The sequence below is a fragment of the Parafrankia colletiae genome, assembly GCF_001854655.1.
Taxonomy (GTDB): domain Bacteria; phylum Actinomycetota; class Actinomycetes; order Frankiales; family Frankiaceae; genus Parafrankia; species Parafrankia colletiae.
The window spans coordinates 1-25,107 of the sequence record NZ_MBLM01000155.1 but is presented as its reverse complement, the minus strand read 5'-3'; the positions used below and the strand labels follow the sequence as shown (position 1 = coordinate 25,107).

Genomic DNA, 25,107 nt, shown 5'->3' with positions numbered 1-25,107 from the left:
GTGGTCGTGCTCATCGTGATGATGGGGGCCGCCGCTGCGGGCGTGGCCGAACGCGTCCTGTGCCTGCCCGTCGTCGGCTGGTTCCTCGGCTGCAACAGCGGCGGCAGCCCTAGCAAGACCGCCCTCGACGACATCCCCGCCGACTACCTGAACCTCTACATGCAGGCCGCACCCACCTGCCCCGGCCTGTCCTGGACGACACTCGCCGCCATCGGAAAAATCGAGTCCGATCACGGTCGCAGTCGGCTGCCGGGCGTAGCCAGCGGCACCAACAGCGCCGGGGCCGCCGGCCCCATGCAGTTCCTCGCCCCGACCTTCGCCGACGTCGTCGCCCACCACCCGCTCCCCGCGGGTGGCGCGAACCCGCCGTCGCTCTACAACCCCCAAGACGCCGTCTACGCCGCCGCGGCCTACCTATGCGACAACCACGCGCCAACCGACCTGACCGGGGCGCTGTGGGCGTACAACCATTCCGACGCCTACGTCGCCCAGGTCGTCACGCAGGCCACCCAGTACAGCTCGCCCGGCGGAGGATTCGGAACCGACACCGCCCCGTCCGACGCCGGCTACGCCGCCGTCGTCTACGCCCAGGGCCAGCTCGGCATCCCCTACCTGTGGGGAGGAGACGGGCCGGCCGAAGGCGGCTTCGATTGCTCGGGCTTGACCCGGGCCGCCTACCTCGCCGCTGGGATCAACCTGCCCCGCACCGCGCAGACCCAGTACGAGGCCGGCCCCGTGGTCCCACCTGGAGAACCGCTCCAGATCGGCGACCTCGTCTACTACGGCACCGCCACCAACATCCACCACGTCGCGATCTACATCGGCAACGGGCAGATGATCACCGCGCTGGGAGACAACAAGGTTGTCAGGATCGCCTCGTACAGGTGGAAAGGAGATGACTATTTCGGGGCGACAAGGCCAGGAAAATAGGATTTATTCTAACCAGATGCAACATCCGGCGAGCGGCGAAAAGCGGCGAAACCGGGCTTTCGGAGCTGGCCAAGATTGAGCCTATCGCGACACGCCGCTTTCCGACGGTTAAACGCGGATGCCGGTGTCCGATGCAACGATGATGCATCGGATGCAACAGGAGGCTGCCGTGGCGCAACGTGTTGATCTGCCTGGTGCTGCGCACCTTGTGCTGAACACGACGGTTGCGCATTTCGATCCTGCGGCGGCGATGTTAGCAGCGATGTTGGAAGGCTGGTCGCGTCAGCAACTGAGCCGGTTTCTTCGGCCGGCCACGATCCGGGCCCGGATCGATCTCGTGCGCCGGTTCGCGGCGTTTACGAACCAGTATCCGTGGGAGTGGACCCCTGGTGAGGTGGAGGCGTTCACGTCCGAGCTGGTCTCGGGGGCGAGTCCGCGGGCGGCGTCGACCGTGCGGGCCTACCAGTTGACGGTGCGGCTGTTCTGCGAGTTCGTCACTGACGCCCGGTACGGCTGGCCGGCCGAGTGCGAGCGGCGGTTCGGAACGGTGCCCAGCCAGATCTGCCACGAGTGGAACACGGTCGCGCACCGGGCCGACTACGAGGGCCGGCCGGGGCGGCGGGCATTGACCTACGACGAGGTTCAGGCGCTGTTCGATGCGGCCGACACTCGGGTCGAGGAGATTCGTTCGCACGGTCGGAAAGGCGCGCTGGCGGCGCATCGCGACGCAGTGGTGCTCAAGACGGTGTACGCATACGGGTTGCGGCGGCGGGAAGCTGCGTTGCTTGACGTCGTGGACTTCCGCCGCAATCTGCGTGCCGCTGCCCATGGCCGGTTCGGGTCGGTGCAGGTGCGGTGGGGCAAGGCGTCGCGGGGAAGCCCGCCGAAACGGCGCACGGTGCTGACCGTGCCCGAGTTCGACTGGATTGTCGAGCTGCTCGACCACTGGTGCGAGCAGCTACGTCCGCAGTTCGACCCCGRCCAGCATCCCGCCCTGTGGGTGACCGAAAGACGCGGCCGGATGGCAGTCCGCCATCTCGATGACCTGTTCGGTCTGGCGCGTCGGGCGGCAGGGCTGCCCGACGAGCTGGATTTGCATTCGTTGCGGCACAGCTATGTCACTCATCTGCTGGAGTTCGGCTATCCTCCGCTCTTCGTGCAACAGCAGGTCGGGCATTCCTACGCCTCTACGACCGCAATCTACACGTCGGTATCGGACGAGTTCCGTAACCGGCTGCTGGAGAAGTCACTGCGCCGCTTCGAGGACCTGTGGGAGACATCCCGGTGACCCGGACGACGAGTATCCGCTGGCATCTGCGGACCCGGATGGCGGAAAAGGGCCTGTTCCAGACCTCCGACCTGGTGCCGCTGCTGGCCGAACGCGGGGTGCACCTGTCCCGGGAACAGGTCTTCCGGCTCGTGACRCAGCCTCCGCAGCGGCTGTCCATGGACACCTTCGCCGCACTGTGCGACGTGCTCGGCTGCACACCGAACGACCTGATCGAGGTCGTGGCGGTCGCCGAGCAGGTCGCGAAGACGGCGTCGGCGGCCCGGCGGGCCGCGGGCTGGGCGCCGGCGAGGCCGCAGCGCACCACGATCCGCCGGCCGGAGGGACTATGACACCCGACCGGCCGGGAGCTGCGACGAGATCCTTTCGGGCGCCGGCGGCCCGTTCCGCCCGGCGACCGCCTGTCGATTGCCAGGCGCTCCTGCGTGCAATGGCCGTGCGGCTCGTCGCCTTCGTCCCTCGGATGACGGAGGTCGAGGCTTGCCGTCATCTCGAAGCGGTCGCGGGAACGGTGAGCGCGCGGTTGGCATGGTTGGACGACCATCTCGCCGCGTTCCCTGACGCGCTGCGGTCAGGAAGCTCCGATGTGCCTGCTGTCTTCATCCGGCTCACGTACACGCTGCACCAGGCGGGATACGCGGTCGTGGTGCCTGCCTGCGTCGACTGCGAGCAGGTCGAGGCAGTCCTGCCGCAACGGGCCGAGGGCGGCCGGATCTGTGCGCGGTGTGCACGACGCCGGCAGGCCAAAGTGTGTAGGCGCTGCGGCCGGCGCAATCCGGTCCGGGCCCGCGACCCGGACGGGACACCGGTGTGCCAGAACTGCTGGAACCGTGACCCTGCCAGCTGGGAGACGTGCACCAGCTGCGGACGCGCGGCGCCGCCGGCGGCGCGGCCGAACGGGGAGCCGATCTGCCGGCGCTGCTACGAAACTCCCCGCGCGATCTGCGCCAGCTGTTCCCGATCCGCCGTCGAGGCCGCCCGCACGGACAACGGCGAACCGTTGTGCGCGGCATGCCGACCCGCGACGCGCTGCGGCCTGTGTAGACGGGAAGGCCGGCTCAAAGTCCGCGCCCGCGACGGCCAGCCGGGAATGTGCGAGGCGTGCTACCGCCGCACCCTGTTCGGTGTTTGCGACGGCTGCGGGTTGATCGGGAAGCTGGCCACGACCGGAGCCCACGGCGGACCCCGCCTATGCACCCGCTGCCGACTCCCAGCCACCCGGCGCTGCTCGCGGTGCGGGCGCGATCGGCGGATCATCGCCACCTGGCCGATCGGCAGCGTCTGCGCCTCCTGCTACGCCTGGACCCGCCGCCACCCCGCCATCTGCCCCGCCTGCCAACGCACCCAAGTGCTCGTCGGCCTCGACCAGCAAGGCCAACGGATCTGCGGCCGGTGCGCCGGCTTGGACGTCGACTACGACTGCCCGGCCTGCGGACACGCCGGATTCGTGCCCCGCGACGGCAGGTGCGAACGCTGCCTGGCCGCCCGCCGCGCCAACGAGTTGCTCACCGGCACGAACGGCGCACTGCGTCCCGAGCTGAGCCCGCTCGCGGACGCCCTGGCGAACGCCGACGCGCCCGACGCCGTCCTGACCTGGCTTCGACCCGGCGGGCCCGCCGAATGGCTGTTTCACCGGCTCGCCACCGCAGACGCTCCACCCAGCCACGAGCTGCTGGACACCTGGCCGCAGACTCTCGCCCTGCACCGGTTGCGCCAGACCCTCATCCACGTCGGCGTCCTGCCCGACCGCGCCGAGCACCTCGAACGCCTCGGCCCATGGCTCGACGAGCTCCTCACCACGCAGCCCGCGGCCCACAGCCGCCTGATCCGCGCCTGGGCTCACTGGGCGATCCTGCGCCGAGCCCGCCACCGGCTGCCAGCCCGGCCGTTCACCCCAGCCGCCGCCGGCTGGGCCCGCACCCGCATCCGCGCCGCGCTCCGCTTGCTCGCCTGGATCGACGACCAGCAGACCACGCTCGCCAATCTCACGCAGGCCGATGTCGACCGCTGGTTGACTGAACAGCCTGTCGAGAGCGCTTACCCAGCCCGCGAATTCCTGCACTGGGCCCGCAGCCGACGCCTCACCGGTGACGTGACCATCCCGAAACGGCGTCCCCGCCACATCGTCACCGCGATCAGCGAAGACGACCGGTGGACCCACCTGCGCCGCTGCCTGCACGACACCACCCTGCCCCTGAATGCCCGCGCGGCCGGCGCCCTTCTCCTGCTCTACGGCCTACCCGTCAGCCGGATCTCCACCCTGCGCGTCGACCAGCTCCAGACAGACGACAGCCGGGCATTCCTCCAGCTGGGAGGGCACAAGCTGCTCCTGCCTCCAGCCGTCGCCGCCGTTCTACTCGCCCAGCGCGATGCCGCCCGCATCGTGTCCGTCCTCGGCCGCAGCGTCCCGGCGGAAACGGCCTGGCTGTTCCCCGGCGGCTTCCCCGGCCAGCCGGCCCGCGACGTCGTCTACCGGGCGCTACGCGGCAACGGGCTGCCCCACGCCCGCCATGCCCGCAGCGCCGCGCTCATGACGCTCGCCGCGGACCTACCCGCCCCGATCCTCGCGGGCCTCCTCGACCTCCACATCACCACCGCCGTCGCCTGGACCCAGCACGCCACCCACGACTGGACCCTCTACCTCGCCGCACGGGATCACCCTGGAGGCTGACCCGATCACCATGGCTTTCGGAAGATCTGGCATCCTGAGTCGCGTGGTCAGTGAGGCCGCCGCATCGGAAGATGCGCACAGGGCTGTCGATTACTTGGTCTCCTACGATGAGGTGGACGAGGCGTGGGCGACCTGGGTGGCCGCCGTACTGGAGGCTTCGGGCAGGTCAGTGCGGCTCCGAGCCTGGGACGCAGCGCCTGGCACGAACCTCGTTGTCTGGATCAGCGAACAGATGCGGCTCGCCAGGCAGACAGTTGCGATCTGTTCAGAGGCGTACTTCTCGTCGCACTGGACATCGCCGGAGTGGGCGAGCGCCATGCGGAGCGGCAAGCTGCTTCCGATTCGTGTTGAAGATTGCCAGCCACCCGCAGTATTGACCGCGATCGTGTTTTGCGATCTTCATGGAGTTGGCGAAGAGGTCGCCACTCAGCGGCTGACCGAGGCGACGGGCCTTGCGCCAGTCAGTCGGGTTTCCTCAGGATTTCCCGGCAGAGACAAGGGCCGCAACGAAAGCGACGAAGTTTCTTCAACTCTAACACCGAACCCGCCGATCTGGAACGTTCCGCTGCGACTACGAACGTTCACTGGGCGCGCGGACATATTTGATCGCTTGATTTCCGCCTTGCCGAGCGGATTACCCGTTGCGGTCATTGCCTTACACGGCTTAGGAGGAGTCGGAAAGACTCAGCTCGCGATCGAGTATGCCCATCGCAAGAGGAGCGAGTACGGTCTAGTGTGGTGGCTGAACGCTGAGAATGYTGGCCTTCTGGCGGAGCAGTTCGCAACGCTGGCGGGCCGCCTCGGTCTGCAAGCCTCCGGAAGTGTCGAGCATGACGCTGCCGCCGCGCTGGACGCGCTGGGCGGCCGTGAAGACTGGCTTCTTGTGTTCGATAATGCCGAGGAGCCAGGACGGGTGCGTCGCTGGATGCCGGCCGGTGGCGGCCACATTCTCTTGACCTCCAGGAATCCCGCCTGGGGCGCGGTCGCCAGTCGAATTGAAATCGACGTCATGGCAAGGCCGGATACCGTTGACCTTCTCATCCGTCGAGTTGGTGGTATGGAGCACTCGATCGCTAACCTCCTCGCCGAGGAACTCGGCGATCTCCCATTGGCTGTTGAGCAGGCGGCGGCATACATGGAGACAACCGGCGTCGCGCCTCGCGACTATGTCACCTTATTTCGGGCACGTCGCGATCGGATGATATCGCGTGGGATCGATCTTCCGACAAATCGAACAGTCGCGACCGTGTGGTCGCTGTCGCTCGACCGGATTCGCGAAAGTTCGCCGTCTGCGGTCAGGCTCCTTGACGTGTGTGCCCACATGGGCCCCGAGCCGATTCCCTTGGCCGTCTTGACCTATCCTTTAAAACGCCATCCACTTTCGATTCGACGTGTCTCGGTTGTGGCTCGTTCCGACTTGGACGACACGGTCGGAGCTGTGCTCACCTACTCTCTGGCGCGTCGCGACAGCGAACAGGATACGCTGACGGTACACCGCCTCGTATCCGCCGTCATCAGCAGCCAGCAGTCGAGGCGGAGCAACACTAGGCATAGCCGTACGGCGCGTAGGCTCCTTCCCGAGGTCGCGTTTAGCGGGATCGCGGATCAGCTGGCGACCGTAGTCCGCGCGCAGTGGGCGGCCGAGGTCAGGCGGCTCGATCTGAGAACTCCATACCTGCTGCCGGTCTCCTGGAGACTGGCAGCATCGGAGTTGTTCGGCGACTGGTCCACGGGTTCCCAGCCAGGCACGGGAGGGCCGACCATGCTCGCGGCGAGATCGGCCGTCCAGGAACTATCGAACGTTGGCGGAGGTCTCAGTGAACTCCTTGGCCGGATACCCACCAGTCGGCTGGTCATCCTAGGCGAACCAGCCTCGGGTAAAACAACCCTTCTGACGGGCCTGCTCATGGACATGCTGGCCCGCAGGACTCCTGGCGCACCGGTGCCGGTCCTCGCGCCAATCCATTCCAGGGAAGTCTCGCGTCAACCCTTGGACGACTGGCTTGAGCAGAGGCTTCTCAGGGACTACCCCTTCCTGGACCGCCGCAGCCGGCCAGCGGCTCCAGACAGCCTGGCCAAATCCCTACTCCGTGCTGGGCTAGTCTTTCCTCTTCTGGATGGACTGGATGAGACCGCACCCAGCACACAGGCAACCATAATAGGGCAGATCAACGATTCGCTTAGTATCGGCGGAGGGTTTGTACTGTCCTGCCGGAGCGCCGAGTATCGTGCGATGTTTAGAAAGGACGGCGTCAGACTCGTTGGAGCTGCGGGAATCGAACTGTGTCCGCCCGATCCGCTCGCCGCGCTGGCCTACCTGTCAGCTATGGCCGGGCCGCGGACCGCCGCGCGTTGGGAAATGATCGCCGACGTGGTCGCGTCTGACAGYCAGCACCCGTTGGCGATGATCTTTTCTTCTCCTCTCATGGTCCGGATTGCCCGAGGGAAATACAATGGCCGCTCAGGGGAGCCGAGTCATATTGCACCGGACCCGACCGAACTTCTCGACCGGAACCGGTTCCCAAACTACGAAGAGATCGCGAAGTACCTGTACCACGACCTTACCGCGGTCTGGTGGGCGGACGATGATCACGCCGTCGGCGCCCGCACTCACGGGGGATTCGGAGCCCTAAAAGCTTGGATCAAGGGAAATGGTAGGCAGGGTCTATAGTTTTTTCCGACAGGCTCCAATAACAGCACTCTGCCAGTCAACTGAGATTCATTCGCGCTTGAGGTGGTCCTCTTGTAGCTGCACCCAAGGGCGACTCCATCGCGACATGCCGGTCCGTGGTGATTAGGCGATCGTCGCATTAATCAGCACTTCCGGGATTTTCGACAGGTCGTGCAACACTGCCGTGCCATAGCGATCGCTGAGTCCCGAGCTGTTGATATGCCGAGCCCATTGGCGTTCCGTCACGACGATATCGCAGTAGGGAACGGCGGCCGACAAGGCGTTAACGTCATTCAGATCATGCGCATGCCATCGCTGCTGCGGGTTGCGATGTCGGAGGCGGCGCAGTTCTCGGGTCACCCACCGGCTCGGTAGATCCTCAAGTAACCGGTGGACGCGGTCGCGGTCAYTCACGAACTCCATCGGCTCAATCCCATGCCGCGAACAGCTCGTGATCAGTGGCTCTATGATGTCGACGATCTCGGTGCCGGTAACGACGTCGCCGAGCCGGTGCCGCAGCTTGTGGGCATCTATCTGTCCAGCGAGAGCCGTCTGCCCGTCAGCGAACTTCTGGTCCGCTTCTTGGAACTTGCGTGCTGTCTCAAGCATCAGCGCCAGTGTCCCAGCGGGRTCGGCCAGAGCCGCGAGCTCCATCATCTGCACGAACACCTCCCCGAGCTGGATGCGCAACGCAGGGGGAATCGCGGAATCGTCGTGCAGCTTCATTCGGTCGAGTGGGATATCGCTGCCGAAGGCGTGATTGACGCCGACGCCGAAGATATTCGCGCTTCGACGTCGACCGCCGCAGTGGCTGGTCATGGCCGCGTCGATCTCCGCTGGCACGATCACGTGCGGCGGAGCGATCGTGTGGAACTTGGAGAGCCCTGCCATCGTGGTCGCAAGGTCTAGCCTGCTAGACCAGCTGGCTCGGCGGTGAGTCTCGTAGTAGTGAGCTGCGGACAGCACGAACGAGGCATGACCGAGCCGGACCGCCTCCGTCGCGATGGTGAAGGCATCCCGATAGCGTTCGCCGTCGCTACGGCCCAGCCGACACTTGGCGAAGTCGATCCACTTCGCCTGATCGAGATAGACGCGCAGCACGACTCGATTATCCCTCCTGCCAGAATCGTCCCATGGACCCGGCACCTCTACCCGCCGAAGCCGATCGCCTCGCAGATCTTGTCGCGGCGACCCGCGCGTGGATCGAGCTGCCCCGGTCCACCACCGGGAAGCGAATGCAGGCCGCACTCGACGCCGCCGGCACCGACGGTGACGCCGGCCAGCTCGCTGCCGAGATCCGCGCCTACCAAGCCGGCCAGGGCGGTCCACACGGCACAGGACGCTTCGGCCCCGGCGCCGCCGCCCGCATCCTCACCCGACACGGCTACCCGTCGCGCGAGCCCAATTGATGCTGCCCTTGGGCCCGGTGTCGCGCTGCGCTCAATCAGCCGACCGCCAACGTCCTGCCGAATACTGCGCCAAGAACGGCAGCCGGGACACCAACCCAGGTTCCGCCGACGAAGACGCGGCGTTAGATGGTCAGGTGCTCACCATGGCGACATCGGCCAGCAGCTTGGTCAGCACGAAGCGCCAAGGCCGGGACGCCCGTGATCGACGAATACTGCGCGCTCTGATTAACGGCACTCCACCAGTCAGGTGAGATTTATTCCCACCGGATGGAACGTCCGGCGAGCGGGTGATAAGCAACGGAGCCGGGCGTTCGGAGTTTCTCAAGCTCAGGCCCTGCAGCCAAACGTAGCTGCCTGGTCCTGCACGGGTGCAAAATGCGGTGAGCTCGGCCAACTCATCATCCCGACCAATCAAGTTGGGTGGGGCGATTCGCTTTACCTGCTCCAGGTACGCAGACCTCGCCTGCCCGGCGTCAGGCACAGAATCTCGCCGAGGCAGGTCGCCATCTGCTCCGTCGCCCACGCGCTGGCCCGGATACGCCGGCCGAGTGGGCATCGACCGGGAGTCGCCGGGGAACGCCGGCGCGGTCATTGGCTTGGCCCGTCCGCCGGACACCGCCAAGTCGGCCGCGCGCAACACTTTCGACCGAGCCTCGACCTGCGGCCGGCCGAACAAGTCGACCGAGACCACTTGTCCAAGCATCCCCGGCCGCTTGCAGTCCTCTACTCGCATCACCAGCAGCTTGCGAGCCGAACCAGCCGGGTCGGCCGCCCACGCCGCCTGCCACTCCGCCCGGCCATAATCCGACCCTGCGTGACCGGCGCCGCCGCCGCACCGCGACCGGCTAGCGCGCTGTCCACCCAGCAGGGACCTGTGACCGAAGCGCGTCGCGACGCGGGCGCGTGTCGGCCAGTTGGTTTCGTATTCAGCTGTCGGTGAGCTGGCGCAGGAGGCGGACCCCGGGCATGCGGTCGTCGGCCCGCATCGGCACGTCGAAGATCTCCGGTTCGTCGAAGACGGGCCGTCCGTTCGGGCGGCGGGTGTAAGGGGCGAAGCCGAAGTCGGCGCCGTCGGTGGTGTCGTAGGCGGTCCAGGCGATGGTCTCCTGCTCGCCGGGGCGCAGCGGATGGTTGGAGACCGCCCTGGCGCTGAAGATGCCGGGTTCGGTCTCGATGATGACCTGGGGGACGGCGAAGGCGAACCGGCGCAGGTTCAGGGCACGGGCGTGCTCGGCGGCCTTGTGCTCGAACGCGACGGTGGCGTCCTGGTCACGCAGGTAGTCGTAGTCGGACAGGATCTGGCGGCGATCGCCATCGAGGATGACGATCGCGGGTGCGCCTTTGAGACCGATCGCGCGTTGGACGCGGCCGACGACGTCGGTGACCAGCGTCCAGGTGTCGTCGTTCATGCCGGATGTCCTTCGTGTCTGGGGCAGGGGCTGGCAGCCTGGGAGCGGGGCCGTAGGGCGGGTGCCTCAGCGCGGCTCCGGGTCGCCTCCTCCGCGCAGGTCGGCGCGCGGGTGCAGGGTCTCGTCGAGGATCTCGCGCAGCAGCGCCATCCCGGGAAACTTCCGCGACGGGCCTATCGGAACGGTCACGGTGAACGTCTCGTCACCGTCGAGGCCGAAGGTGTAGGTGCCGTCGGGGTTGCGGGTGTAGAGCGCCGTCCCGGTGGTGACGCCCTCCTCGATGTCGTAGATCGTGTAGGCGATCACGTCGTATTCGTCGAGGTCGTCGCGCAGCGGGCCGGTGAAGGGCGAGCGCAGGAGTACCGAGTCCTCACCGACCAGCGGACGTGGTGTGACGATCATCGGCACGGCGATGATCAGCCGTTCGAGGTCGATACCGGCGACCTCGCGGGCCAACTGCTGCTCGTACGCGACGGCCTTGGCGGGGTCGCGCAGGTAGTCGGCGAAGCGGTGCTCGCGGGTGGGTTGGCCTTCCAGGACCGCGAGGGCGGGCTGGTCGCCGGCCCGTAGCGCGTCCTGGAGTTCGCCGATGGTCGTGTCCAGCAGGATGTGGGACTCGATGTTCACCGGGGCGTCCTCTTCGGTCGGGTCGGGTGTCGTGGCAGGGACCGGCTGGTTCCAGTCTGGTCTGGTGGGTAGCGGCCTGTCTCTGGCAGGGGCCGCTACCCGCGCGGCCTGGCCGGACCCGGTCCGGTGCGTGTCACAGACTTCTGATGGTGTCGCGGTGGTCACCATGTCGTCGTGTCCGAGGTCGATGACGTGTCGGCCGTCGTCGACCTTCCGTCACCGACCCGCACAGGCGTGCGGACAGTGAGCCCCTCCTGCTCGTGACCTACGATTGTCTGTCCTTTCACGCGGCGCGGCGCCGCCGGCCCGGCCACCGCGCCTGCTGGGGGCGGTCCCATAGAGCGAGATCGGCGAAGTCGAGACGGCCGACGACTTCCCGGGTCGGCCAGCGAATAAGCAGGCCGCAGCGCAAACAGCAATAGTGGCCACGCCACCGGGCCGAGGTTGTCGTGGCCTCACGGCGTCCGACGACGGGAACGAATCCCTCGCCGTCCGGCGTGTTGTCACACCGGCACAGCCATTCCTCGTCGGCGCCGCGGCGGGYGATGAATTCACGCATAGCAAACATCTCTCTTTTCGAGAACAAGATGCGGAAGGGAAGCAGGGTGCACACGGGCACGCGCTCCGACGCGGGCGGCCTCGCGGTCGCTGGGATTGCCGTGACGGGTGYGGCGAGGAACCTCGCCGCGTCCCGCCCGGCTGGGGGCGCCCGACGATCCGCCGGTTCATGGGGCACTGGGGTTCGCGAGCGCGGTGTGGCGGATCGTGTGCCACACCGCACAGCCCGGTGGGAGGAACCGCGGTCGCCCCATCGACGGCCAGCCTGGGACCTTGCCAGCGCGCGTGGATCAGGCGGTGTCCGACGGGGCCTCGACATCGCTGGTGGGGTCGAGGGCCTTCCACTGCTGGAGCATGTCGATCAGCTGGTCGGGGGTGCGGTCGTAGAGGATGGCGAGCGTACGTAGATCTCCTTCGCGGATCGAGAGGACCCGGCCCGCGTAGTCGCCGCGTTCCCGCTGGATCTCGGCGGCCCAGCGGCGTAGCGGCCCGGCGTCCTCGCCGGGCAGGCCGGTCAGGGCGGGCAGGTTGAGCACGACGCGGGCGGTGCGCGGCGGGAGCGGGTCGGGTCGTGCGCTGGGCAGGAGTTCGGCCAGGGGGACGCCGTAGAACGCGGCCAGGGCGGCAAGGTTCTCGACGCTCACCATGCGGTCGCCGCGCTCGTAAGAGCCGACCGCCGCGGTCTTCCACCGGCCGTGGGAGAGGGCTTCGACCTGCTGGAGAGAACGGCCCTGCTGGGTACGGATGTCGCGCAGTCGGGCGCCCACCTCGCGGGCGTAGGCGCGGTTTTCACTGGTCGTGGTCATGCTTTCTCCCGGTGGATGAACGGTTGGGAACGGGGTGGCGCAGGGAGCGGCGATCGAGCGCGCTTCCCTCGGGGACGGTGGGTCCGGGGCGGGGTGTGTGCGACACGAGCCCGCGCAGCGAGCGAGCGGTGCGCTGGTCCCGGCCCTGCGGCCGGGACCAGCGGGGCAGGTTGAGCGGCGGCTCGCGGGACCTGTCGGATGCGGCTGCGCCGAATACCGACGTGTTCACTCGGGCGGGCCGGTGACGGGCTCGGACCGGCGGCGCGAGCTGGTCGGTAGGTCGGCGTGGAGATCACCGACGCGGAGGTTCCACGAGCACGGCGGTCGGGGCRGAGTCGCTAACAGTGGTGCCGCCGGCACGGGATCGTCGTTATCGATCCTGTGCCGGCGAACGTTCAGGTCTGGCCGGTGGGGATAACCCGGACATCGATGCTGTCCGGGTCGTCGAGGGCGAGCAGGGCGGTGGCGTAGGCGTCGAACGGCTCGTCCCAGACCGTGCCCACGGTGCTCGGCAGCGTCGTCCACCTGCGACGGCGGGACCGCGTCTGCACCTGGACGGCGCCAGTGCCGGTCAGGACCGCGATGAGGTCAGCGGGGGTGCCGGTGTCGAGGCCCCGACGGACCGGGCCGGCCAGGTAGGCATCCCCGACGATCACATCCTGGCCGCGGAGCTGCRGGGCGTGGACCCAGGTCAGCAGGGTGGCCCGGTCCGTTACGCGGCAGCCCATCGATCTTGCCGTTCTCGTTGACGTAGAGCGTCGCGGGGGGCCGGGTAAGGCCGATCGGTTCGATCGGTCCGCCCACGAGGGCCTGCGCGGCACGCAGGCTGGTTTCGTCATGGTCGACCAGGCGGACCGGCAGCAACGGGTCCGCCGGCACCACCACTATTTTGATCATGTTCGGATGCTTTCCAGGAAGGCGACCGCGCCCCTGTCCCGCGCCCGGAGGGCGGTCAGGGCTGGTCGCTGGGGCTGGTGGGTGTGGAGGATCGGGTCCACTGGCCGGTGTGTGGGTCCCAGACGGCTTCGCCGTAGAGGCGGTTGAGGTCGGGAAACGCCTGGAACGGGGCGGGCCTCATCCAGCCGAACGCCCGGCACTCGGCCTCGCCGGGGTAGGCGCTGGTCCACGGGTCGTCGCCGTGGTCGTGGGGCTGGTCGCAGCCGGCGCGTTGCAGCCCGGTCTGGCGGCAACGGGCGAYGTCGCAGTCGGGGTGGTGGCGGTATCCGGGAAGCGCGTCGCAGCCAGGGCATGGTGGCGCGGGCTGGGTGGACATCGGCGGCCCTTCGGAGATCAGGGCGCGCCGGTGACGGCAGGCCGCTCGGTCGCGTTCACCGCTGCGGGTTCCTGACGGTCACGCGATGCCTCGGTACGCGCGTGCTCGTCGAGGGGCGGGGTGGAACCGCCCGCTGCGGCACGCCAGGGGACGGGATGGCCGTGGTCGGGGTGGGYGCAGTCGGAACGGTCGACCCCGGTCAGGTCGCCGTAGACGTGGCCGCCGTCGACGTAGATCTCGAACGGCGGGGCGTCGTCGGCGAGGTGGAGGGTCACGGCGGTGTCGACGTGGATCAGCAGGATGCCGGCCTCGTCGAGGCAGACACTGATCCGCAGCGGGCGGTGGACGTTGCCGGGTTCCCAGCTGGCCATCGGGTGCGGCGGGAGGGCCTCGAACACATCGACGGTGCCGAAGCTGACAGACCTGTCGGGCATGACAGTCTCCAGGGAAGGGACGGTGAGGGGGCAGTGCTGYGGCCATCAGGGATGGGCCGATCAGCGGCGGGTGCGTCGGCCCAGGGCGTCGGCGCGGACGCGAACGAGGCGCACGACGGTGAGCACGGTGGGCTGCGTGCGGTCCAGCGGTGGGCGCAGAATGTCGCGGTCGTAGGCGCCAAGCAGCAGGCCGGCCGTGATGGTGTGGACGGCCTGCGTGGCAGGGTCGGTGGCGCGGCGGTGACCGTTCGTGGTCGGGGTCCAGCCGGCGGGCGGGACCACCACGGCCGGCGAGGCCGGTGGCACGCGGAAGATCAGGGTCACGTGGGTGGGGTCGCCGTGGTGGTCGACGTAGAAGGCCCCGTCGGGCAGGTCAGCGAGGGCAGCGCCGACGGTGGCGCCGTCCGCGCCCGGCCGGATGGTCAGATGGATGGTGTCGGGCCGGGGACGGCGGACCGACACGAGCGGCTCCGAGGACATAAGAAGGGTCCAATCGCGGCTTTGCGGGCATGGCGGCCCGGCCAGGAGTGAGGTTCAGGGCAGGTCGCCCTCTGCCCGGTCGAGGCGCTGGAGCAGGGCGAGCGCGGATGCGGCCCGCTGAACATCGCGGGCGAGCGCGATGGCTTCGGCGCGTTCGCCGAGGGCGCGGGCCTGCCAGTCGTCGGACAGGGCATCTCCGTGCGCGATCAGGACGCGCGGGCCGAGATCCCAGATGATCACATTGATGGCGAGGACGGCGAGCGCGAGCTCGTCGAGGTCGAGAGCGACCCAGCGGATGGTGCGCGGATCGCCGCCGGCGTCGCGGATCGCCTGGGCAGCGGCGCGCAGCAAGCCACCGGTTCCGGCGGTGGGCTCGAACACCAGCTCGCCGGCCGCCGGCACGGTGCCGCCGAGCCGGGCCAGGAGGTCGGCCAGGTCGGGTGGGGTGTAGTACTGACCGCGTGCCACGCGGGCGCCGCGGGTCCGTAGTACCGACAGCAGCGGGCCGAACAGGTCGACGTCATAGCGGGCCGCATCCAGGAGCTCGTGCAGCCCGGCTCGCAGCGCCGCGTGCACGACGCGGCGCACGGCGCGCAGCAGGTCGCCGTCGGGGGCGGGGTCGGTGAACCACGGCGCGGCCAGCGGCGCGACCCTGGGGAACAGGTCGGGGCGGACGCGGCCGTAGAGCTGCCAGGTCGCGCGCAGGAACCCGAGCAGGCCGCCGTCGTCGGTGTCCATCAGCTGGGCGGCGACCCAGGCACGTTCGTCGGCGTCCTCGGGGGTGCGCAGCGCGAGGGCCGCGACGACCGACAGCGGGATCTCGGCCCGGTCGCTGGCTGCGGCGGTGTGCCATGCCTGGTCGACGGCCTCGGCGATCCGATGGGCCTGCGCGAGCGCGCCGGCCGGCGTGGTGGGCCGTGGGCGGGTCGGGCCAGGTGCCCGGACGGGTCGTGACGATGTGCCCATCGCGAATCTCCTTTCACAGGGCGGGAACACGTGAGCGCCCCCGCCACCGGGAGGTGTGGCGGGGGCGCTCACAGAGAGAGGTGCGGTCAGGTGGGGCGGCGGGTGAGGTGGTGCACGGGGGCGGCCCGGCCCGTGGTCATCGCCGCGCCCGCCAGCGTCAGCAACGTTTCGGCGACCTCGCGGGGCACGAGGGTCCGCAGCCGGATGTCGGCGTACTCGGCCGAGTACGGGCCTCCGATCGGCAACATCAACCGCAGGGACGGTCTGAGCAGGTCGACGGCGATGTAGTGGCCGTCCGTGCCCGGCCCCACCGTGAAGTTGATTTCCACGGTGGTGGTCGAGCTGGTCTTGCGCAGGACCTCGAACCCCTGGTCGACGACGATCCAGCCGGCGGGCAGGTCGATCGCGACGCCGATGTGCAGGTCGACGGTCCGCAGGTCAGCCGTCCTCGGCGAAGGTGACTCCGAGGATGTGGTCGGCGGCGTGCTGGGCCTGGGCTGCGGCCTGGACGATCAGCTTGCTGTCCTCGCGCAGCACGTCGAGCCAGGAACGCAGGTAGGCGGCGCTGTTCTCGACGAGCGCCTTCTGGTCGATGCCGGCGATGGCGCACAGCAGGGCCGCGCCCATCTCGGCGACGAGTTCCTCTTTCGAGTAGACCGGGTCGCCGAACCTGCCGAACGAGCCCGTCCGGATGCCGTCCCGGTCGAGGCGGGTCTCGTGGCCGGTGGAGTGGGTGAGTTCGTGGAACAGGGTGGCGTAGTACGCCTCGGCGGAGTCGAACGCGTCGATCGGTGGCATCGTCACCTGGTCGACCGCCCCGGGCTCGTAGTACGCCGCCTTACCGGTCTGGATCGACGGGCTGTCCTTGTAGCCGTCGGCGATGGCCTCTGCCGTGGCGATGCGTTCGACGTCCGACCGGTTTAGGGCGGCGTAGGTGGGTTCCTTGCCCTCGTCCCAGTCCGCCTGGTCGGCGTTGAACACCCGGTAGTAGCGCAGCAGGAAGCGGCGCTCGTCCTGCTCGTCGTCGACCGTCGCCTTGTGGAGGTAGGACTTCCAGAAGACGACCAGGGTGGAGTGCTCGCCCTTGCGGACGCCCCCACCCCGCTCGTTGATCTTCTTCAGGGTGCCCCACCACGGCGAGCGGTAGCCGTTCGCAAGGGCGGTGAGTCCGAGCAGGAAGGGGTTGACGCCCCGGTACGGCTTGCCTGTCGCCAGGGACAGGGGTACGCCGACCTCGACGTTCCACGGCTGATGCCACGGGACCGTGCCGTTCTCCAGAGCGTTGACGACCGTGTCGGTGACGATCTCGTACACGTTCTGCCGCGTCACCTCACTACACCTCCTTATGGTTTCCAGCACGCGGCGCGGGGCGGCCAGGGCTGCCCGCGTGGGCAGAGTGCTGTTCGTGCGTGCGGGGATTGCTCTTGATCCGCAGGGATGCGGGCATGGCGATGCCCCGACGGCTGGTCGGGACAGGTGGCCGCCGGCCGGGGGGAAGGCCGAGTGCCGTGGCGGCGGTCAGAAGCGGTAGTCGCTGGCGTTGCCGTTGATGTCGGCCATGAGGGCGGTGCCCTTTGGGTGGCCGGTGTTCTCCAGGTAGACGTAGACCGACGGCTCGGTCTCGCCGTCGGCGTCCTCGGCGACCAGCCGGAAGAGGATCTTCACACCGTCGATCTCCAGGGCGTACATGTCGCTGGCGTCGTTCGTGTCGGGCGCGGCGTCGTAGACGCGCACGAGCGCGTCGCGTACGGCGTGGACGGTCGGCCGGGGCGGCGTGACCGGCCGGTCACTCGCCCCAGGCGGACGGACCCTCACCCGGATACACCTGGAAGCGGTCACCCGGCTCGACAACCCCTTTACCGATCTCCGGGTTGGGTGCTGGCGCGCCGGTGTAGGAGACGACCAGCATCGGGTCGCCTGCTTCCAGGCGTTGACCGCGAACGTCACGCTGTCGCGGCTGGCGATCTCGGCGATGTCCGCGCGGGGGCGCGGCGGGTCAGCCGCGCGTGGACCAGGTAATGGCTGTCGTGCGGCATGGATGCCTCCGAATCCGGTCAGGGACATACGTGGTCGCGGCCCGACGCTGACGTCGGACCGCGACCCGATCGGTCTGGCGGGGCCGGCGTTGGGCTCGCCGGGTTCCCGGTCTGGTCAGGGCGTGGTCGGTGTCGCTGGCTGGGGTGGGCCGGGCGGCAGGGTGAAGGGGATGTCCGTGGTGTCGGGGTTGGCGACGATCGACCACTCGTCGAGTAGCTCGCAGATCCGGTCCAAGACCGCCTCTTCGTCCTCGTCGGCGCTGCCCTCGTCGGTGGCGATGGTGATCAGCCGGGCGCGCGGCTCGCCCAGTTCGTCGGTGAACGTCTCGACTTCCAGCTCGGTGGCGGCCGGGCACACGGCGCGGGTCTCGCCCTCGATGAGGATCTCCAGGAGCTGCCGCCACTCGTCGCGGGCGGTCAGGAACGCGTCGCGGACCTGCTCCCGGCGCCGCTGTGCCCGTGCGTAGGGCGTCTCGGACCGCCGGGCCAGCGCGGTCCGCAGGCCACGGCCCAGCCGCGTCCATCCCTGGCTCGTGCTGTCTGCGCGCATCACTGATCTCCGTGGGGAAGGCCCGCGGCCGGGGCGGTGGYCGGCGGGGATGTGTCGCTGGGGGCGTCGGTGGGGGCGTCGGTGGGCGGCGTGTCGAGCAGGTCCACGTGCAGCGGTTCGCCGGTGGTGTCGGCTTGGCGCAGCGCGGCGAGGGTCTGCTCGGCGAAGGCCCGCAGGCCCTTGCGGGAGTAGCGGGGCACGGGCTGGCGGCGGTGCCACACCGGGTCGTTCCAGCCGAACTTCTCGATCCCGACGCCCCGGTCGGTCTCGGTCTCGTTGCGCAGCTCGGCGTAGTACTCCTTGCTCGTCCCGTGGTGGCGGATCTTCAGGTTGACGACCAGCGTCGCCGGGTCGGTGTCCTCGTTGACCCGCCGTACGACCCACCGGTAGGTCAGCCGCCGGTCGGCGTCGTTGACCAGCAGCTTTGGTTCGCGTTCGGTGATGAGACTCATCGCCGCCGCTCCTTTCTCCTTGTTGTTCTGCTGCCCCTCGGATTAGGGGCGTGGGGATGTGTCGGGTGTCTCGTGGAGGTGGCCGCCGTCGGTGTAGGTGAAGGTGCGCAGCCGTAGGTAGGGTGCCGGCCGGAACAGCGGCATTCCGTCGATGACGTACGCGGCGAAACCCCGGCAGATCCACATCACCCAGCGGTCCGGCTTCTCCTCCGCGCTGTTCCTCGGCAGCACGCCGGTGGAACGACGGTCTGTTACCCGGCGCATGTCCCGGCGCGAGAGATGCGGACACAAAATCGTCGACGCCTCGGCGCAGGATTCATGCATTGGAGGATCGTGATAGGCGCGGGCCGCGACCGCGCCCGGCCCGCCGAGAAAGGCAATCTGGGAGTCCAACGGGTTTCCGCAGATACCGCATCGGCCCTCGGACGCGAGACGCAACGCCTCACGGCCATCGACGGTGGAGAAGTCCGGCTGTCCGTCCGGGTGGCGTGCGGTGACCGCCGGAATCGGCAGCCCCCGATGCCGGTCGATGGGCAGCGAACGCATCAGGTCTGGGAGTTCACGGGAAGGGTCCATTCTCATTCCTTTCTCAGGGAAACTTTCCTGGGCAGGAGGCGGCCGGAAGCCGTTTCAGGGAACCGGCGGTGCGCGGCATCAGCGGCCCCGCACGGGATGAGGAGATTCCGTTCCGGGTGTGGCCGCCCAGATCCCGGGCTGCCAGCAGGCGGCGCGGTATCGCGCTGCCTGCTGCTATCGGTGGCGGGTGCGGGCGTCGCCGTGGTTGACGCGATCAGCCGACGTAGGTGGCGTTCCGCGTTCGCGCGAGCGCTTGAAGCGCCTCCAGCTCGGTGTCGTACCACAGGATCGGCCGGCGGCGTTGATCGTCAGTCGGACGGACAGTGGCCAGGCGGCCGGTGTCGATGATCTCCCCGGTCTCGACGGTCTCGCCATCCTCGCGAACTTCGTAGCCATAGTTACGGAAACCGGGCAGGATGGTTCTGTGGACGGTGCGGTACGCCATGGGCGGGCCTTTCGCGAACAGGGGAAACGGTCATGGCCGCAACGCTGCCGTGCCCGCCCCGGTCGGCAGGCGGAGGCATCGTGGCCGTTGCCGGCTGGGGCGCGGTGCGGCTACCGGCGGGCCTTGCGCCAGATGTCGGCTTTCTCGCGCATCCGGTCGAGTGCTTGCTCCCAGCCGGGAATGTCGTACAAGCCGTCGAAGGCGTCCTGGTCGTTGTGAAGCAGACCGACGTGAAAATCTTCCGACCGGGTGCTTTCGGCGACCACGGCCCACAGTGGCGCGTAGATGCCCGCACGAGGAATGTAGATACCGGCGACCACGGGGCCGCCGAAAAACTGGGCGGGCAGGGGAAACTCAGGTGCCATTGCCGTTGGTCCCYTCGCGGGAGGAATCCAGACCCGCGGGCGCTGGCGGGGCGTCAGGTGTCCGCGGTGGGTCGTGGGCGCCAGACGGGCCGGCCGTCGTCGTCGACCCGTTCGAGGCCGAGCGCGTCGGCCCAGACGGCACAGCTGTGACAGGGGCGGGTGCAACGGGCGCAGTCGCCGCGGTGCAGGACCTCCCGCCAGTGCTGTTCGACCCAGGCACGCGAGACCCGGGCGTAGGTCCAGGTGTCGATGTCGTGGGTCAGCTGGTCGCGTAGCGCGGTGAGGATGCGCACGACCCGATCCGGGTCGTAGCCGGGCATCGTGTGGTCACCGATCCCGGCGGCGCGCAGTGCTTCGTGCCGCTCGCCGTGGCCGCCGGTCAGCGGGGCCAGCAACGCGGACGCGTCGAGGCGATCCTCGTCGGTTGGCGGCCCGTCTCGGTTCACCGGCCGGCGCCGGAGCTCGTCGAGGTCGGCCGCCGCGCGGGCGGCGTGGCGGCGTGGCGGGCGGCCCACCGTCAGCTCCGGGCCGCATCGCGGCCCGTGGCAGGGGGCGGCGCCGATGCGGCGGCGGGTGGCGGATCGAAGCGGATCAGGTAGCCGTGTTCGTGGTCGTCGCTGATGGCGCCATCGACGGCGGCGAGGTTCGTGACCTCGTCGCTGATCGCGTCCCACTCGTCCGGGGCGCTGTCCGGGTCGACGTCGATCGTGGTGTTGTCGGCGAGCAGAACGCCTTCGGCCGAGGCGGTCGGGTAGTCGTCCCAGACGACGTCGCACAGCACGGCGACCGCGCTCGGCCAGGTCTGGTGGACCAGCGCAGCGAGCCCGCCGTCGTCGCTGGAGATCCGGCGCCGGAGCTCGGCGTTGATCGCGGACAGGGCTTCGCCGAGGTCGGCCTCGTCGGCGGTCGGGAGCAAGGACGGGTCGAACAACATGGGCTCACCTCCTTCGGGCGGTCGGGGTGCGTGGGAGTTGGAGGAGCCGGTTGTCGGCGTGGAAGTGGCCGGTCTCGGCGATGCGGAGCAGGTCGGCGCGGATCTGCGCGGCGACCTGCTCGAAGCCCGGGTCGCCGTTCCGTTCGGCGAGGACATCGGTCAGGGTGCACACCATGTCCAGCTGATGATCACTGCCGACGCCGACCTCGGTCGCGTCCCGGTAGGCGGCGACGCGGCGGACGTTGCGGGCGATGCGGGTCGCGAGCAGGAAGACGAGCCGGTCGGTGGTCTGGGCGTGGGCGAACGCGGTCTGCCGGTAGTCGTGATCGGCTGCCGCGATCGTGGTGTCAAGGTCATCCATGGCGGTGGTCGTTTCGGAGAGTGAGCCGCACGGAGCGGCGAACGGTTCAGTCGGTGGGCAGGGGCACCCATTCCGTCGGTGGGGTGGGGTTGGCCTGCTCGGCGTGGATCAGGTCGCGGATCTGGACGTGCAGGTAGTCGTCGGTGTCTGCGAGGTGGGGGTCGTCGGCCCAGACGATCGAGTCGACCAGCGACGTCGTCTCGACGACCATCCCGGCGAGCGCGTCGGTGGTGTAGTGGTGGCCGCAGTGCGGGCACTCGACAACGGTGCACAGCAGGTAGGGCGTCCAGGTTCCGTCGGCGAAGTGGCGGCGTTCCTCGGCGACGATCTCCGGGTCGCCGACCGGTGCGGCGTAGTAGTCGCGGTCTTCGGCGATGTGGACGCCGACCCGGGGCGGGGCGGCGGTGGGCGCGGTCATGGGCGGCTCCGGTGCGGGAACGGGTGCGGAGTGATGGGCCGTGCACCGGGCGGCGCGGTGGCCGGACCGCGCGTGGACCGAACGGCGGCCGATCAGACAGCTGGGACGATCTCCCAGGCCCAGTCGTAGGCGCCGATGTAGTACAGGCCATCCGGGGCGAGCTCGACGACGGCTGTGGAGTCCCACTGGCCGCTGTGCACGCGGACCGTGCCGTCGTCGCCGATCGTGATCGTGTCGATCTCGTCGGCGGGTACGGTCTCGGCCAGCACGGCGGTCTCGGCCGCCAACTGGCGGACCTGGCCGGCGGTGAAACCGGGAACGGCCCAGCCGTTCCACCGCTCATCGCTGGCCGGTACCTCATACTCGCTGTAGACGCCGCTGATGGTGACGCGCATGGTTGCGGTAGGTGTCATGGCGTACTCCCGAGCGTGAGCAGCACGAACCGACGTGCCGGGTCGTGACGGGCCAGCGTGCCCGGCCCGCGTGGGCCCGACGGGTCAGCCGGTAGGCAGGCAGCAGGTCAGCGGGATGCCGCGAAGGTCGAAGCTGGTCGCCTCGGTGGGCATGACGTAGCGGGACTGCGAGGTGTGGCGCAGCCGGTCGGTGGAGTCTGCGTCGAGCGCCACCGTCGCGTGCGTGCCGTCGATCTGGACGATCCGGCCGGTCAGCCCGTCGAGGTACTTCGGTTTGATGTTCGCGATCCTGACCGTGGCGCCGGTGGTCAGAGTGGCGGTCCGGATCGAGGCCAACGCGGTCCGTCGTTGCTTGATCGCGGCGGCGAGTCGGGTCAGGTCGTCGTCGGTCGCGTGGGAGAGCACGAAGTCGGTCGCGCTCTGAAGGGTCGGAATGCTCTCGGGCATGCGGCGGCCCTGCCTTTCTTCAGGGGGTGGGAACAGGCGCGGGCCGGTCACCCGGCCCGCGACGAACGGGGGTCGGCCGGGGCGGGGAATCAGCCGACGGTGAAGCTGACCCGGCCGTCCACACACAGCGGCTCCGGGCACATCACCGTGGTCCCGTGGTGGCGATGCGCGTCGTCGAAGTCGAAGTCGGTGTGTGCCCGGTTGGCCCGGAAGGTCCACGAGCCGTCGGCGGCGTACCAGTCGGCGCCGCACCGGTCGCACACGGCATGGCAGGTGAAGACGTCGGAGTCCTCGCGGATGGCGTAGATCAGCGCGTCGGTGTCCAGCTCGGGCGGGCCGGCATACACCAGCCCGACGTCGCGCGATCGGTAGTCTCCGACCGCGCCGTGCACGTACACGCCGGGCCAGACCACGCCGGGGCGGGTGACGATGTCCCACTGGTCGGCCGGGCCGATCAGCGCGCGCCGCCACCGGTAGACGACACCGACGGTGTGGAACGGTCGGAGAACCCGGATCGCGGTCAAGCTGCGGCCCTCGTCGAGGTAGCTGGCGCTGGACGTCTCGTAGGCAAGATCGTGCACCGTGAGGTAGCCGAGCTTCTCCAGCTCCCGCAACCCGTCAGCGTCATCCAGGTAGGCCGGACCGTCCACGGTTTCGGGCGCCACGTCCTCCCGGTCGATCTTGGTGAGGGCGTCGGCGATGTACAGGCTGGTGTCCGCGTCGTAGCCGCCGGGCCGGTTGGTCAATCGCAGCACGTTCGCGAGCGCGGGAGCGTCGGCGACCCGGAACCTGTTCAGGATCTCGGTGACCGTGTCCTGCGCGTCGACCGACAACTTGTGGTAGCCGACGTGCGTCTCAACGTCCACGGCGTCACTCCTTCCGTGAGGCCCGCCCGGTGGCGGCGGGCGGGCAGGCTTGCGCCGTCCCCGGACCGAAGGGTCCGGGGACGGCGGTGTGGGATGGTCAGCTGCCGATGAGGTAGGTGCCGTCGTGCAGCGGCGTGAGTGGCCGGTGCCCGCATGGGGCGTCCGGGTACGGCACGTGCATCAGCAGCCGGCCCGCGAGCACGCTGTCGGTGTCGTCGGGTACGCGGCGCACAGTGAACGTGAACGCCCCGCGCGGGTCCCCGACCGAGATGTGCACGGTCACCGAGTCCTCAGACTCGTCCGCCGTGACGCCGGCGTGGTTGCACCAGCTCAGCGGCACCGCCTGCGGCACATGCCCCCCGCCCGTGGCTCGTCGTCGAGGTCGGCGTCCGGGCAGTCCGCGCCGTAGCACTCACCCAACCAGCGGCCGTCTGCGGTTTCGGACAGCGCGTCGCCGCAGCGAGAGCACCGGTGTGTCGTGTCGTCGCCGATCTCGACGGTGACGCTTTCGTGGTCGTCGTCCACGGTGTCGACGGTCCGGCCGTCGACCTGTACCGAGAACATCGTCCCTTCCGCCTCCTTCAGGCCGGGTCAGGTTTCGGTGTAGATCCGTCCGTGGTCGTCGCGGTGGAAACCGGCCTCTCCGAGCGTGATTGGGAAACTGAACGGCCGGCCGTCGTCGTCGAGTAGCTGCACCGCGGGCGACCGTCCGTCCGGTGCCTGGATCTCGTAGCGCATCCGCCGGCCCGCGACCCGCAGGTACATGCAGACCTCCGAGTACGGCAGCACCACGCTCCGGGTCTCACCCGGAGCCACATAACTGATCACTCTTCGTTTCCCTTCTGATCGGCTCCGCCCGTGCGGGTGTTCTCACAGCACGTAGACCGTCCAGCTGTCGCCGTCGTCGGCCTGGCCGGATACCTGTAGTTCGATGTCGCCCAGCAGCCGGGCCTGTTCGTGTAGCCGGTCGCCTTCCGCGCCGAAGCCGCAGTCCCACAGGCCCGTCCCGGCGCCCTGACGGGACAGCACGTATTCGGCGCCCAGCTTCTCCGGCGTCGGCGCTTTGTCGCCGAGACGGCACGCGAGACCAAACAGGTCACCGATTCCGAAGATGAGGAACTCGCGGATGTCCTCCATTGGCTCGCCGTCGAGGAACTCGATCTCGGTCCCGTCGAATCCGCTGCCGTAGAGGTTCGTGGTCTGATCCGGCGCCCACTCGACGACCGCCGTCCTGATCAGCGCACGCCACACCCCCAACTGGAAACGCGTCAGGAAGTCCGGCGTGACCGTGTCGCGAACTGCCATAGCCACCACTCTTTCCGTCGAACATCGCGGTGTTACCAGCGCGGAAAAGAAGGTGCGCCGGTGTGGTACCGGCGCACCTTCCTTCCGTGACCCGGCTACACCGCCCGTCGGATCTCCCGGTCGCGGCGGAGTGACTCGACAAGCTCCCGGCCGAACATCGCCACGATGAGCAGCAGGTGCACCACCAGCAGGTGCACCACCAGCAGAACGAAAAGCTCCAGAAGGAGCAGCAGAAGCGCCATCCCGATGTGGTGGCGCACGTCCTGAGTGCGGAGACCGCTCCGAACGGAACGCAGCATGGTCATGCTTCCTTTCCCGAGCCAAACCGACCTAGCAGAAGATGAACCGATGAACACGCGCGAGCTTCCCTCACCTTGATGCGACGTCGGGAACGCTCCAACTGTCCGGCTGAAAAGC

The 25,107-nt window shown here is 68.9% G+C and carries 37 protein-coding genes and 1 pseudogene; 6 read left to right on the top strand and 32 right to left on the bottom strand.

Annotated features, from left to right (window positions below):
* From CC117_RS28630 to fxsT, 5 genes are all read left to right on the top strand, one after another.
* Positions 1-930, top strand: a complete 930-nt coding sequence (locus CC117_RS28630) for a C40 family peptidase (RefSeq protein WP_241830513.1) — start codon at positions 1-3, stop codon at positions 928-930.
* A gap of 151 nt (positions 931-1,081) precedes the next feature.
* Positions 1,082-2,218 carry a tyrosine-type recombinase/integrase gene (locus tag CC117_RS28625; RefSeq protein WP_198542019.1) on the top strand — a complete coding sequence of 379 codons (1,137 nt, stop codon included), beginning with the start codon at positions 1,082-1,084 and terminating at the stop codon, positions 2,216-2,218.
* Complete coding sequence (locus CC117_RS28620; RefSeq protein WP_241830511.1) at positions 2,215-2,550, top strand: helix-turn-helix domain-containing protein; 336 nt, start codon at positions 2,215-2,217, stop codon at positions 2,548-2,550. The genes CC117_RS28625 and CC117_RS28620 overlap by 4 nt, the downstream gene beginning before the upstream one ends.
* Positions 2,551-3,620: 1,070 nt before the next feature.
* Entirely contained in the window at positions 3,621-4,889 is a 1,269-nt protein-coding gene (locus tag CC117_RS28610) for a hypothetical protein (protein ID WP_071089798.1), read from the top strand.
* A gap of 43 nt (positions 4,890-4,932) precedes the next feature.
* On the top strand, positions 4,933-7,560 hold the full coding sequence (gene fxsT / locus CC117_RS35430; RefSeq protein ID WP_157905471.1) for an FxSxx-COOH system tetratricopeptide repeat protein: 2,628 nt from the start codon (positions 4,933-4,935) through the stop codon (positions 7,558-7,560).
* Positions 7,561-7,683: 123 nt separating this feature from the next.
* Here fxsT and CC117_RS28595 read toward each other — a convergent pair whose 3' ends face one another.
* Entirely contained in the window at positions 7,684-8,661 is a 978-nt protein-coding gene (locus CC117_RS28595; RefSeq protein WP_071089792.1) for a hypothetical protein, read from the bottom strand.
* A 32-nt stretch (positions 8,662-8,693) separates the two neighbouring features.
* Between CC117_RS28595 and CC117_RS28590 the strand changes: the two genes are divergently transcribed.
* Complete coding sequence (locus CC117_RS28590; protein WP_071089789.1) at positions 8,694-8,969, top strand: hypothetical protein; 276 nt, start codon at positions 8,694-8,696, stop codon at positions 8,967-8,969.
* A 926-nt stretch (positions 8,970-9,895) separates the two neighbouring features.
* On the opposite strand, the gene CC117_RS28585 is transcribed toward CC117_RS28590, so the two are convergent.
* From CC117_RS28585 to CC117_RS28455, 31 genes and pseudogenes are all read right to left on the bottom strand, one after another.
* A complete protein-coding gene (locus tag CC117_RS28585; protein WP_071089786.1) occupies positions 9,896-10,378 on the bottom strand; it encodes a hypothetical protein in 483 nt (160 codons plus the stop codon).
* 66 nt (positions 10,379-10,444) lie between these two features.
* Positions 10,445-11,005, bottom strand: coding sequence for a hypothetical protein (locus tag CC117_RS28580; protein WP_071089784.1), 561 nt, complete (start codon positions 11,003-11,005; stop codon positions 10,445-10,447).
* A gap of 283 nt (positions 11,006-11,288) precedes the next feature.
* On the bottom strand, positions 11,289-11,564 hold the full coding sequence (locus tag CC117_RS35425; protein WP_241830510.1) for a hypothetical protein: 276 nt from the start codon (positions 11,562-11,564) through the stop codon (positions 11,289-11,291).
* Positions 11,565-11,853: 289 nt separating this feature from the next.
* A complete protein-coding gene (locus CC117_RS28575) occupies positions 11,854-12,369 on the bottom strand; it encodes a transcriptional regulator (protein ID WP_071089781.1) in 516 nt (171 codons plus the stop codon).
* Positions 12,370-12,764: 395 nt separating this feature from the next.
* Positions 12,765-13,097, bottom strand: coding sequence for a hypothetical protein (locus CC117_RS39460; protein WP_071089778.1), 333 nt, complete (start codon positions 13,095-13,097; stop codon positions 12,765-12,767).
* Between the two features lie 43 nt (positions 13,098-13,140).
* Positions 13,141-13,266: pseudogene (locus CC117_RS40710) on the bottom strand (DUF3846 domain-containing protein); the annotation flags it as partial.
* 55 nt (positions 13,267-13,321) lie between these two features.
* Entirely contained in the window at positions 13,322-13,642 is a 321-nt protein-coding gene (locus CC117_RS28565) for a hypothetical protein (protein WP_071089775.1), read from the bottom strand.
* 17 nt (positions 13,643-13,659) lie between these two features.
* Positions 13,660-14,076 carry a hypothetical protein gene (locus CC117_RS37650; protein WP_071089772.1) on the bottom strand — a complete coding sequence of 139 codons (417 nt, stop codon included), beginning with the start codon at positions 14,074-14,076 and terminating at the stop codon, positions 13,660-13,662.
* Between the two features lie 60 nt (positions 14,077-14,136).
* On the bottom strand, positions 14,137-14,538 hold the full coding sequence (locus tag CC117_RS38285) for a hypothetical protein (RefSeq protein WP_198542017.1): 402 nt from the start codon (positions 14,536-14,538) through the stop codon (positions 14,137-14,139).
* A 72-nt stretch (positions 14,539-14,610) separates the two neighbouring features.
* Positions 14,611-15,522: an N-6 DNA methylase gene (locus tag CC117_RS28550; protein WP_071089766.1), complete on the bottom strand. Its 912-nt coding sequence runs from the start codon at positions 15,520-15,522 to the stop codon at positions 14,611-14,613.
* A gap of 86 nt (positions 15,523-15,608) precedes the next feature.
* Positions 15,609-15,851, bottom strand: a complete 243-nt coding sequence (locus CC117_RS28545) for a hypothetical protein (RefSeq protein WP_071089764.1) — start codon at positions 15,849-15,851, stop codon at positions 15,609-15,611.
* A gap of 109 nt (positions 15,852-15,960) precedes the next feature.
* On the bottom strand, positions 15,961-16,851 hold the full coding sequence (locus CC117_RS28540) for an ArdC family protein (RefSeq protein ID WP_071089761.1): 891 nt from the start codon (positions 16,849-16,851) through the stop codon (positions 15,961-15,963).
* Between the two features lie 189 nt (positions 16,852-17,040).
* A complete protein-coding gene (locus CC117_RS28535; protein WP_071089759.1) occupies positions 17,041-17,337 on the bottom strand; it encodes a hypothetical protein in 297 nt (98 codons plus the stop codon).
* Positions 17,309-17,431, bottom strand: a complete 123-nt coding sequence (locus tag CC117_RS39875) for a hypothetical protein (RefSeq protein WP_256385427.1) — start codon at positions 17,429-17,431, stop codon at positions 17,309-17,311. The genes CC117_RS28535 and CC117_RS39875 overlap by 29 nt, the downstream gene beginning before the upstream one ends.
* Positions 17,432-17,673: 242 nt before the next feature.
* The gene (locus tag CC117_RS28530; protein WP_071089756.1) at positions 17,674-18,108 is read right to left on the bottom strand and encodes a hypothetical protein; all 435 of its coding nucleotides are present in this window, start codon (positions 18,106-18,108) and stop codon (positions 17,674-17,676) included.
* Positions 18,108-18,560 carry a hypothetical protein gene (locus CC117_RS28525; protein ID WP_071089753.1) on the bottom strand — a complete coding sequence of 151 codons (453 nt, stop codon included), beginning with the start codon at positions 18,558-18,560 and terminating at the stop codon, positions 18,108-18,110. The genes CC117_RS28530 and CC117_RS28525 overlap by 1 nt, the downstream gene beginning before the upstream one ends.
* Before the next feature lie 42 nt (positions 18,561-18,602).
* A complete protein-coding gene (locus tag CC117_RS28520) occupies positions 18,603-19,136 on the bottom strand; it encodes a hypothetical protein (RefSeq protein WP_071089750.1) in 534 nt (177 codons plus the stop codon).
* 214 nt (positions 19,137-19,350) lie between these two features.
* On the bottom strand, positions 19,351-19,581 hold the full coding sequence (locus CC117_RS28515) for a hypothetical protein (protein WP_071089748.1): 231 nt from the start codon (positions 19,579-19,581) through the stop codon (positions 19,351-19,353).
* 110 nt (positions 19,582-19,691) lie between these two features.
* Positions 19,692-19,946, bottom strand: a complete 255-nt coding sequence (locus tag CC117_RS28510) for a hypothetical protein (protein WP_071089745.1) — start codon at positions 19,944-19,946, stop codon at positions 19,692-19,694.
* 53 nt (positions 19,947-19,999) lie between these two features.
* Positions 20,000-20,461 carry a hypothetical protein gene (locus CC117_RS28505; protein ID WP_071089742.1) on the bottom strand — a complete coding sequence of 154 codons (462 nt, stop codon included), beginning with the start codon at positions 20,459-20,461 and terminating at the stop codon, positions 20,000-20,002.
* A 2-nt stretch (positions 20,462-20,463) separates the two neighbouring features.
* Positions 20,464-20,880 carry a hypothetical protein gene (locus CC117_RS28500; RefSeq protein ID WP_071089739.1) on the bottom strand — a complete coding sequence of 139 codons (417 nt, stop codon included), beginning with the start codon at positions 20,878-20,880 and terminating at the stop codon, positions 20,464-20,466.
* A gap of 4 nt (positions 20,881-20,884) precedes the next feature.
* Entirely contained in the window at positions 20,885-21,241 is a 357-nt protein-coding gene (locus CC117_RS28495) for a hypothetical protein (protein ID WP_071089723.1), read from the bottom strand.
* 46 nt (positions 21,242-21,287) lie between these two features.
* Positions 21,288-21,659, bottom strand: coding sequence for a hypothetical protein (locus tag CC117_RS28490; protein WP_071089720.1), 372 nt, complete (start codon positions 21,657-21,659; stop codon positions 21,288-21,290).
* A gap of 92 nt (positions 21,660-21,751) precedes the next feature.
* The gene (locus CC117_RS28485; RefSeq protein ID WP_071089717.1) at positions 21,752-22,072 is read right to left on the bottom strand and encodes a hypothetical protein; all 321 of its coding nucleotides are present in this window, start codon (positions 22,070-22,072) and stop codon (positions 21,752-21,754) included.
* Between the two features lie 84 nt (positions 22,073-22,156).
* The gene (locus tag CC117_RS28480; RefSeq protein WP_071089715.1) at positions 22,157-22,519 is read right to left on the bottom strand and encodes a hypothetical protein; all 363 of its coding nucleotides are present in this window, start codon (positions 22,517-22,519) and stop codon (positions 22,157-22,159) included.
* Between the two features lie 89 nt (positions 22,520-22,608).
* On the bottom strand, positions 22,609-23,385 hold the full coding sequence (locus tag CC117_RS28475; RefSeq protein ID WP_071089713.1) for a hypothetical protein: 777 nt from the start codon (positions 23,383-23,385) through the stop codon (positions 22,609-22,611).
* 97 nt (positions 23,386-23,482) lie between these two features.
* The gene (locus CC117_RS39455) at positions 23,483-23,725 is read right to left on the bottom strand and encodes a hypothetical protein (RefSeq protein WP_241830509.1); all 243 of its coding nucleotides are present in this window, start codon (positions 23,723-23,725) and stop codon (positions 23,483-23,485) included.
* Positions 23,716-23,949, bottom strand: coding sequence for a hypothetical protein (locus tag CC117_RS39450; protein WP_241830508.1), 234 nt, complete (start codon positions 23,947-23,949; stop codon positions 23,716-23,718). Before CC117_RS39450 ends, CC117_RS39455 begins: the two co-directional genes overlap by 10 nt.
* Before the next feature lie 27 nt (positions 23,950-23,976).
* On the bottom strand, positions 23,977-24,213 hold the full coding sequence (locus tag CC117_RS28465; RefSeq protein ID WP_131803152.1) for a hypothetical protein: 237 nt from the start codon (positions 24,211-24,213) through the stop codon (positions 23,977-23,979).
* A 42-nt stretch (positions 24,214-24,255) separates the two neighbouring features.
* Positions 24,256-24,690 (bottom strand): hypothetical protein, encoded by a 435-nt coding sequence (locus tag CC117_RS28460; RefSeq protein ID WP_071089707.1) that lies wholly within the window; start codon positions 24,688-24,690, stop codon positions 24,256-24,258.
* Between the two features lie 95 nt (positions 24,691-24,785).
* Entirely contained in the window at positions 24,786-24,989 is a 204-nt protein-coding gene (locus CC117_RS28455) for a hypothetical protein (protein WP_131803151.1), read from the bottom strand.
* Positions 24,990-25,107: the final 118 nt, after the last annotated feature.

What these genes read in the sequence shown, in the direction of transcription:
- CC117_RS28590 (WP_071089789.1), top strand. Translation starts at nt 8,694, where the DNA reads ATGGACCCGGCACCTCTACCCGCCGAAGCCGATCGCCTCGCAGATCTT.
- CC117_RS28585 (WP_071089786.1), bottom strand. Translation starts at nt 10,378, where the DNA reads ATGAACGACGACACCTGGACGCTGGTCACCGACGTCGTCGGCCGCGTC.
- CC117_RS28575 (WP_071089781.1), bottom strand. Translation starts at nt 12,369, where the DNA reads ATGACCACGACCAGTGAAAACCGCGCCTACGCCCGCGAGGTGGGCGCC.
- CC117_RS28550 (WP_071089766.1), bottom strand. Translation starts at nt 15,522, where the DNA reads ATGGGCACATCGTCACGACCCGTCCGGGCACCTGGCCCGACCCGCCCA.
- CC117_RS39875 (WP_256385427.1), bottom strand. Translation starts at nt 17,431, where the DNA reads ATGCTGGTCGTCTCCTACACCGGCGCGCCAGCACCCAACCCGGAGATC.
- CC117_RS28530 (WP_071089756.1), bottom strand. Translation starts at nt 18,108, where the DNA reads ATGCGCGCAGACAGCACGAGCCAGGGATGGACGCGGCTGGGCCGTGGC.
- CC117_RS28520 (WP_071089750.1), bottom strand. Translation starts at nt 19,136, where the DNA reads ATGGACCCTTCCCGTGAACTCCCAGACCTGATGCGTTCGCTGCCCATC.
- CC117_RS28515 (WP_071089748.1), bottom strand. Translation starts at nt 19,581, where the DNA reads ATGGCGTACCGCACCGTCCACAGAACCATCCTGCCCGGTTTCCGTAAC.
- CC117_RS28510 (WP_071089745.1), bottom strand. Translation starts at nt 19,946, where the DNA reads ATGGCACCTGAGTTTCCCCTGCCCGCCCAGTTTTTCGGCGGCCCCGTG.
- CC117_RS28500 (WP_071089739.1), bottom strand. Translation starts at nt 20,880, where the DNA reads ATGTTGTTCGACCCGTCCTTGCTCCCGACCGCCGACGAGGCCGACCTC.
- CC117_RS28495 (WP_071089723.1), bottom strand. Translation starts at nt 21,241, where the DNA reads ATGGATGACCTTGACACCACGATCGCGGCAGCCGATCACGACTACCGG.
- CC117_RS28490 (WP_071089720.1), bottom strand. Translation starts at nt 21,659, where the DNA reads ATGACCGCGCCCACCGCCGCCCCGCCCCGGGTCGGCGTCCACATCGCC.
- CC117_RS28485 (WP_071089717.1), bottom strand. Translation starts at nt 22,072, where the DNA reads ATGACACCTACCGCAACCATGCGCGTCACCATCAGCGGCGTCTACAGC.
- CC117_RS28480 (WP_071089715.1), bottom strand. Translation starts at nt 22,519, where the DNA reads ATGCCCGAGAGCATTCCGACCCTTCAGAGCGCGACCGACTTCGTGCTC.
- CC117_RS39450 (WP_241830508.1), bottom strand. Translation starts at nt 23,949, where the DNA reads ATGTTCTCGGTACAGGTCGACGGCCGGACCGTCGACACCGTGGACGAC.
- CC117_RS28460 (WP_071089707.1), bottom strand. Translation starts at nt 24,690, where the DNA reads ATGGCAGTTCGCGACACGGTCACGCCGGACTTCCTGACGCGTTTCCAG.
- CC117_RS28455 (WP_131803151.1), bottom strand. Translation starts at nt 24,989, where the DNA reads ATGCTGCGTTCCGTTCGGAGCGGTCTCCGCACTCAGGACGTGCGCCAC.